At 62.9% G+C, this 7,075-nt stretch carries 6 protein-coding genes; 3 read left to right on the top strand and 3 right to left on the bottom strand.

Annotated elements, in window-relative coordinates; translation table 11 throughout:
- Positions 1-160 precede the first annotated feature (160 nt).
- Complete coding sequence (locus BEN48_RS02725; RefSeq protein ID WP_070732699.1) at positions 161-415, bottom strand: IS4/Tn5 family transposase DNA-binding protein; 255 nt, start codon at positions 413-415, stop codon at positions 161-163.
- A gap of 213 nt (positions 416-628) precedes the next feature.
- Here BEN48_RS02725 and BEN48_RS02720 point away from each other — a divergent pair, with 213 nt between their 5' ends.
- The gene (locus tag BEN48_RS02720) at positions 629-1,423 is read left to right on the top strand and encodes a hypothetical protein (RefSeq protein ID WP_070732697.1); all 795 of its coding nucleotides are present in this window, start codon (positions 629-631) and stop codon (positions 1,421-1,423) included.
- Between the two features lie 174 nt (positions 1,424-1,597).
- Here BEN48_RS02720 and BEN48_RS02715 read toward each other — a convergent pair whose 3' ends face one another.
- Positions 1,598-1,798 carry a hypothetical protein gene (locus BEN48_RS02715; protein ID WP_070732695.1) on the bottom strand — a complete coding sequence of 67 codons (201 nt, stop codon included), beginning with the start codon at positions 1,796-1,798 and terminating at the stop codon, positions 1,598-1,600.
- A gap of 518 nt (positions 1,799-2,316) precedes the next feature.
- On the opposite strand from BEN48_RS02715, the gene BEN48_RS02705 reads away from it, so the two are divergent.
- The gene (locus BEN48_RS02705; protein ID WP_070732692.1) at positions 2,317-4,296 is read left to right on the top strand and encodes a RecQ family ATP-dependent DNA helicase; all 1,980 of its coding nucleotides are present in this window, start codon (positions 2,317-2,319) and stop codon (positions 4,294-4,296) included.
- On the opposite strand, the gene BEN48_RS02700 is transcribed toward BEN48_RS02705, so the two are convergent.
- Positions 4,281-4,580, bottom strand: a complete 300-nt coding sequence (locus tag BEN48_RS02700; RefSeq protein ID WP_070732690.1) for a rhodanese-like domain-containing protein — start codon at positions 4,578-4,580, stop codon at positions 4,281-4,283. The genes BEN48_RS02705 and BEN48_RS02700 overlap by 16 nt on opposite strands.
- A gap of 139 nt (positions 4,581-4,719) precedes the next feature.
- On the opposite strand from BEN48_RS02700, the gene BEN48_RS02695 reads away from it, so the two are divergent.
- Complete coding sequence (locus BEN48_RS02695) at positions 4,720-7,059, top strand: endonuclease (protein WP_083320694.1); 2,340 nt, start codon at positions 4,720-4,722, stop codon at positions 7,057-7,059.
- Positions 7,060-7,075: the final 16 nt, after the last annotated feature.

The following is a 7,075-nucleotide window of genomic DNA, read 5'->3' as shown; positions in this document are numbered from 1 at the left end:
CCAGGCCGCGGCCACAGCGAGTGCAGCAGCACCCCCTGGCTGTAGGCCTTGCCCTGCCCCACGGGCCCCAGGCCGGGGCGGCGCTCGGCGGCCTCGGGCCAGCTCACCTCGGTCGTGTCCTCAATGAGCAGGTAGGTGCCGGGGGCCTGAAGCTGCTGGCTCACGTGCTGGCGGTGCGGCGCTTGCAACGCATCCGGGGCGGGGTAGCCTGCGGGTGCCCCAGCAGCGTGTAAGCGGCCTTGCTGGCATACGCCTGTCCCTGACTCAGGCGCGGAATGCTAGCCCCGGGTTCCCGGGCCCAGCCCGCCGCCAGGGTACACACCCGCCGGTTGCGGCGCACATCGCCCAGCCCCACCGCGCCAAAATGTGTCTGCGCCCACTGCTGGGCGTCCCCGAAATGCGTCGAAATACTCATGCTCGCAAGCTACCACGAAACCAAAAAAGAGCGCCGACCTGCCGGCCGGCGCTCTTTCAAGTTTTGGGTAAGGACAAGACCGTGAGGTCCCGGGCTTTTTTGGTAAAAGGTTAAAAATTCTACCGTTTTCTTGAATCCAATTACCTTTCAACCATAACAAGTCAAGAAACCCAATCGGCCGGCTGACACAGCCTTCTGTTGATAAATCACGCCATGCTCCTACCAAAAAGAATTCCTGCCTTCCTTTGTCAATGGGTAATTTGTCTGCTAACCAGCGTTTTCGCGCTACTCGCATCGGAAGCCCACGCGCAACGGCCGGTGGTTTACCTCAGCGTATCCAATCCGGCTGGCCCGTTACTCATCAATTCTACCAAGGATTTTAGCGCGGTACTCGCACCGTTGCGGCAGCAGTTGCAATCCAACGGCTACCGCGTCACGACGGAGCAGGATACCCTGGCGCAGTTGCTGGAGCAGCGTGCCGGTTTTCCTTTTCTCTACGCCGATGTAGTGTGCTACCAACAGGCCGGCAGCTTCCCAACGGTTACGTTTGCCGTTCGCGACAGTTTAAACCACGTGTGGTTTGCGGCCAGTGAGTCCACCGCCCTGTTCGGTTCCCAGCAAGGCGCATTTGGTGGCGCAGCCAAGCGCGTGGCCGCTAAAATGCCGGCGACGTTTGTGGCCAAGCCCACTGGCATCGTACCGACGGACCGTGCCCCACAATTTATAGCGTACGACAATTTTCAATTCACCCAGTATTTGGAAAAGGTATTGACTGCGGCGCCACAACGGCAGCAACTGAAGCGGGGGGCTACGCTAGAATTGGAGCTTGCAGTCGATGAGTTGGGTTTCGCACGGGTGAAAGCCATCGGTGGTCAACTCACGCTGGATGACGCCGGGCGCCAAGCACTCGAGTCAGCCGTTCGCAATACGCCACCGTGGGGCCCAGCTTATCAGAACGGACGCCGCACCACCGCCACCCTGCAGACGGTTATCGGGCGGGGCCGTTGACACAAGGGAGCATGTTAAATCGAAAGTGGTCTATTGGCAGGTGCGGGTGCGATTATGCTCCTTCAACTGAACGGAGCCCGTTTAAGGCAGTACCGTTTAACTGAACGGACTTACTCAGGCGGGCGGAGGGCGGTCATCAACCACCGTTCTTTTTTGCCCGGCTGGGCTGCTTCGTTAGTTGAACACGACGCGCCAGCTCGCCTTTTCTAAGTCCTTGGCCTTGTACTCGTACTTTTTGGTGTATCGCTGCTGGACCACGAGGCTGTCCCGTGGCACGCCGGTTAAGAGCGTCGTATCAAACAAAAAAACGGTCAGGGTGCTGTCTTCACATTTCTTGTTAATGTATTCCTCCCAGCTGCCCAAAGCCGGCGGCATGTGGCTTGAACTATCCCGCGGCCGGCCCACCGCATTGCATTCCACACTGTATCGCCTCGGATGTTATCAACCACCACAGGAGTGGTGACAAACTGCCCGCTCGGTGAGAGCTCGATGAAGACGGTGGCGGGGGTGTTGTTGACGACGCGCAACCTCATGTCGAACTCCTCGCCCACGCACGTGCTCAAGAGGAGTGGCAGCACAACCGGCAAAACGCGCCTCATCAGGTGGGTCATAGTTTTCTGTCACGGGTCGACGTGGGACCAGGACATGCTAAAAGTAGCGCGGCACGGGTATAGTATGTAAAATAGCTCCTTTTCGTTTACCCCTGCATCTGCCTAGCATTAATTGCCATTGGGTCATTGCAGGGCAATGCGAGTTTACGAAATGCTGTTCGAGGATGAGTTTCTTGAGCTCCTTCCGAGGCGTGTTTCGCCATTCGGTGGTCTTGCTGGGCAAGGCAAGTGCAGCACGGCAACCAACCTTTGGTTAATAACAGGCGGCAGTACCTTCGCCCCATGTCCTCCGCTCCTACCGAAACCTCGCCCCTGGCCCTGCTGAAGGAGCATTGGGGGCACGCCGCGTTCCGGCCGGGGCAGGAGGAAATCATCAATTCGGTATTGGCCGGGCACGATACGCTGGCGCTGCTGCCCACCGGCGGCGGCAAGAGCATCTGTTTTCAGGTCCCGGCGCTGGCGCTCCCCGGTATCTGCATTGTGGTGTCGCCGCTCATTGCCCTAATGAAGGACCAGGTGGACAACCTACGCAAGCGCGGGCTAAAGGCTGAGGCCATTTACGCGGGCATGAGCCACCAGGAAATCGACCACGCGCTGGACAACTGCGTGTACGGCCGCTCGGTAAAGTTTCTGTATGTGTCGCCCGAGCGGCTGCTCACCGAGCTGTTTCAGGTGCGGGTGGCCAAGATGAACGTGGGCCTGCTGGCTGTGGACGAGGCGCACTGCCTCTCGCAATGGGGCTACGATTTCCGGCCGCCGTATTTGCGCATCGCGGAGCTGCGCGAGGCCTTGCCGCCGGGCACGCCGGTCATCGCCCTCACGGCCACGGCCACGGCCCAGGTGCAGGCCGACATTGTGGAGAAACTGAAGTTCCGGCCGGGCTCGGGCGTGTTCCGGCAGAGCTTTGCACGGCCCAAGCTCTCATATTCGGTGCTGCATACGGAGGACAAGCTGCGCCGGCTGCTGGAAGTGGTGCGCGGCGTGGGGCCCAACAAAACCGCCATTGTGTACGCCCGCACGCGCCGGCAGACCGAGGACACGGCGGCTTTTCTGCAGCAGCACAAGTTTGCCGCCGCCGCCTACCACGCCGGATTGCCCCCCGAGAAGCGCACCCAGGTGCAGCAGAACTGGATTGCCGACAAAACCCGCCTCATTGTGGCCACCAACGCTTTTGGCATGGGCATCGACAAGCCCGACGTGCGCCTCGTGGCCCACCTCGACGCACCCGACACCCTGGAGGCCTACTACCAGGAAGCCGGCCGCGCCGGGCGCGACGGCCAGTACGCCTTTGCCGTGCTGCTGGCCGGGCCCAACGACGCCGACGAACTGCGCCGCCGCACCAACCAGTCGTTTCCGCCGCTGGACACGGTGCGGCGCGTGTACCAGGCGCTGGCCAACTACTCGCGCACGGCGGTGGGCGGCGGCGAGCTGGCCGCGTTCGAGTTCGACCTGCAGCAGTTTGCCGAAACCTACCGCATTAAGGCCGTGGACGCCCACAACTCGCTGAAGATTTTGCAGCGCGAAGGCTTCGTGCAGCTGAACGAGGCAGTGAACACGCCGGCGCGGGTGCACCTCATCCTCAACCATCAGGATTTGTACGCCTTCCAGGTGGCCAATGCGCAGCACGACCAGCTGATAAAGGCGCTGCTGCGGCTGCACGGCGGCGAGCTATTTGCCGATTTCCAGACCATTTCGGAGAATGCCGTGGCCACGCACCTGCGCCGCAGCGTGGTGGAGGTGCGCCAGCAGCTGCGCTACCTGCACACGGCCGGCATCCTGCACTACCAGCCCCGGCAGGAGTCGCCGCAGGCCATGTTCACCACGCCGCGCTTCGACGCGCCCAAGCTGCCCATCGACCAGGTGCGCATGACGGCCGCCCGCGACCTGGCCCGCCACAAAACCAACGCCGTGGGCCAGTACCTGGGCGGCACCCGCTGTCGGCAGGTGCTGCTGCTCACGTATTTCGACGAAACCGACCCGGCCCGCTGCGGCGTGTGCGACATCTGCCTGGCCGATAAAAAAGCGTCCCAGGCCACGGCCGCCGTGCCCTCGCTGCGCGAGCCGGTGCTGGCGCAGGTGCGCCAGGCCGCGCAGAGCCCGCGCGAATTGCTGGCGGCATTTGCTCCGGCGCAGGCCACGGCCGTCACGGCCACCGTGCGTGAACTGGTGGACCGGGGGGAGCTGGCTTATGCGGCAGATGGGAAAGGTGTACGGGGGCTGGGGGTTTTTACGCTTGATGCAGTACCCTACCCTTGCTGGTAAGCCTGGAAGCCGCCTTCCAGGTTGCGCACGTTGGTGAAGCCCTGCTGGGTGAGGTAGGCTTTGGCCGAAGTGGCGCGGGTGCCGCCTTTGCAGTGCACGATGACTTCCTGGTCTTTCAGCTCGTCGAGGTCGTCGAGTTTCTCGGGCAGGGAGTTGAGGGGAATGTTCTGGGCGCCGGGAATGCGGCCTTCTTCGTGCTCCCAAGCCTCCCGCACGTCGATGATGGTGGGGGTTTCGCCGGCTTGCTGGCGCTGGTGGAGTTCGGTGGAGGTGATGTCTGGCATGGGTGAAAGGATATAAAATGAGTGAAAATGACGTAGCGAAAGTACGGCCCAACCAATTCTTGGGTTGGTATTGAGCGGGTGAGTTTTGACATCAGGCCGGGTTGTTATCTTTGTTTCTTTCCCGGCTTGACATCATCCTATGAAACATCTTTTTACTTCTTTGTGTCTGGCGCTGGCGTTGCTGCCTGCCTCCCTGAGCGCCCAAACTGTGCCGGCCATGCCTGCCCCCGCCCCCGCCAACCTTGAAGGCGTGGCCCTGCGCGACTGGTACCGTGCCAACTGGTACGACGGCAAGCGCATCGTGCTGGACTACAGCACGGCCCGCGGCCGGATGTACAACTACATCGACAACGTCAATAACACCGTCGTGTGCGTGTATTCGGGCTATTCCGAGAACGTGCCTTTTAACTCAACCAGTACCAACCCGAGCGTGGTGAGCGACATCAATACCGAGCACACCATTCCACAATCGTGGTTTAACGAAGTAGTGCGCATGCGCTCCGACATTCACCACCTTTTCCCTACCCGCATTCAGTGGAATTCGGACCGGGGCGCCGACCCGTTTGCCGACATTCCGGACGCGAGCACCCTGGGCTGGCTGCGCGGCACCACCCGCCTGACCACCATCCCCACGAGCAACATCGACGAGTACAGCGAGGACACCAACTCGCAGTTTGAGCCCCGCGAAGACCATAAGGGCAACCTGGCCCGCGCGGCGTTCTACTTCTACACCATGCACGCCAACGAGAATTTCGATGCGGGCAAAGGCGTTATCGGGGCGCTGGCCGACATGCCCACCCTGTACCGCTGGCACCTGGCCGACCCGGTAGATGCCCGCGAGATTGAGCGCAACAACCGCGTAGCCGCCAGCCAAGGCAATTTCAACCCCTACATTGCCTACCCGGCTTCCGTGGCCACGGCCTGGGGCTTTGCTCCGGCCGGCCCTACGTTTAGCTTCGCTACCACCACCGGCACCATTGCCGAGGGCAACGCCGGCACCAGCGCCTACACCATCACCCTGACCCTGAGCCCCGCCGCCACCACGGCCATGACCGTGCAAGTGAATGTGGACGCGGCCAACTCCACCGCCACCAACGGCAGCGACTTCAGCTTCGCCTCGCCGGCTATGGTGACTTTCGCGGCCGGCGGCATCAGCCAGACCGTGACCGTGACCGTGAACGGCGACACCCAGCCCGAAGCCGACGAGACCGTAGTCCTGACCCTGACCAACCCCAGCACCGGCAGCAGCGTGGGTTCGCCGGGCGCGCACATCCTCACCATCACCAACGACGATGGCCCCGCGCCTACCATTGCCTTTGCCGCCGCGTCGGGCAGTATTCCGGAGGGCAATACCGGCACCACCACTTACACCGCCAACGTGACGCTGGCAAACCCCGGCAGTATCACCTTTCCCTTCACGGTGCCCGTGACCGTGGACGCCGCCGGCACCACCGCCACCAGCCCCACCGACTATACCCTGAGCACCACCAGCCTCACCTTTGCCAGCGCCACGGCCCTCACGCAGCCCGTGAACGTGACCGTGGCCGGCGATGTCACCTTTGAGCCCAACGAGACCGTGCGCCTGCTGCTGGGCACGCCCTCCAACCCCTTCGTGCTCCGGGACACGCCCAGCGCCCACGTGCTCACGATTGTGAACGACGACACGCCGCCAGCCGCCGCGCCGTGCACCAAGCCCTACTTCTCGCAGTACGTGGAGTCGAGCACGGGCAACACCAAGGTGCTGGAAATCTACAACCCCACCAACGCGCCCATGTCGTTGAACGGCAAGCGGGTGGTGCTGTACGCCAACGGTGCCAGCACCACGCCCACGTTCGTTCTGGGCCTGGCGGGCACCGTAGCGCCCGGCGACGTGTACGTAATTGTGAACACGGACGTGACGGATGCGACCGTGGCGGCCGCGGCCGATATTCAGAGCAACGTGGCCTTCTTCAACGGCGACGACGCCATTGCCCTTTTCGACGGCACGGACACGTTGGACGTTATCGGCGTGATTGGCCAGCGCCCTACCTCCTGGACCATCACCAACGGCTCGACGCTGAACAACACCATGGTGCGCCTGCCCACCACCAACCAGGGCGGCCGCTGGAACGGCCCCTTCGGCAGCAGCACCTGGGCATCGGGCGGCGTGGACAACTTCTCGGGCGTGGGCAGCTACACCAGCACGGCCTGCGGCACGGTTTCAGCTACCCGCTCGGCCTCGGTGCTTCGCAACACCCTGGAGCTGGCCCCCAACCCCGCTACCGAAACCGTGCAGGTGCGCCTGCCCGGCCTGACGGCCGCCCGCCCCGCTACCGTGGAGGTACTGGACATGCTGGGCCGCTCCGTGCGCCAGCGCACGGCTTCGCTCAGCGCCACCGTGGGCGCGCAGGTAGACCTGCGCGGCCTGCCCGCGGGCCTGTATGCCGTGCGCGTGAGCGTGGCCGATGCGGAATACACCGGCCGCCTGGTGGTGCAATAGCCGTTGATTAGCCCCG

It is taken from the genome of Hymenobacter glacialis (genome assembly GCF_001816165.1).
Classification (GTDB): Bacteria; Bacteroidota; Bacteroidia; order Cytophagales; family Hymenobacteraceae; genus Hymenobacter; species Hymenobacter glacialis.
This window is presented reverse-complemented; position numbering and strand designations above follow the sequence as displayed.

Excerpts from the sequence above, each read along its gene's own strand:
- BEN48_RS02725 (WP_070732699.1), bottom strand. The coding sequence starts at position 415 with ATGAGTATTTCGACGCATTTCGGGGACGCCCAGCAGTGGGCGCAGACA.
- BEN48_RS02695 (WP_083320694.1), top strand. The coding sequence starts at position 4,720 with ATGAAACATCTTTTTACTTCTTTGTGTCTGGCGCTGGCGTTGCTGCCT.
- BEN48_RS02715 (WP_070732695.1), bottom strand. The coding sequence starts at position 1,798 with ATGCCGCCGGCTTTGGGCAGCTGGGAGGAATACATTAACAAGAAATGT.
- BEN48_RS02705 (WP_070732692.1), top strand. The coding sequence starts at position 2,317 with ATGTCCTCCGCTCCTACCGAAACCTCGCCCCTGGCCCTGCTGAAGGAG.
- BEN48_RS02720 (WP_070732697.1), top strand. The coding sequence starts at position 629 with ATGCTCCTACCAAAAAGAATTCCTGCCTTCCTTTGTCAATGGGTAATT.
- BEN48_RS02700 (WP_070732690.1), bottom strand. The coding sequence starts at position 4,580 with ATGCCAGACATCACCTCCACCGAACTCCACCAGCGCCAGCAAGCCGGC.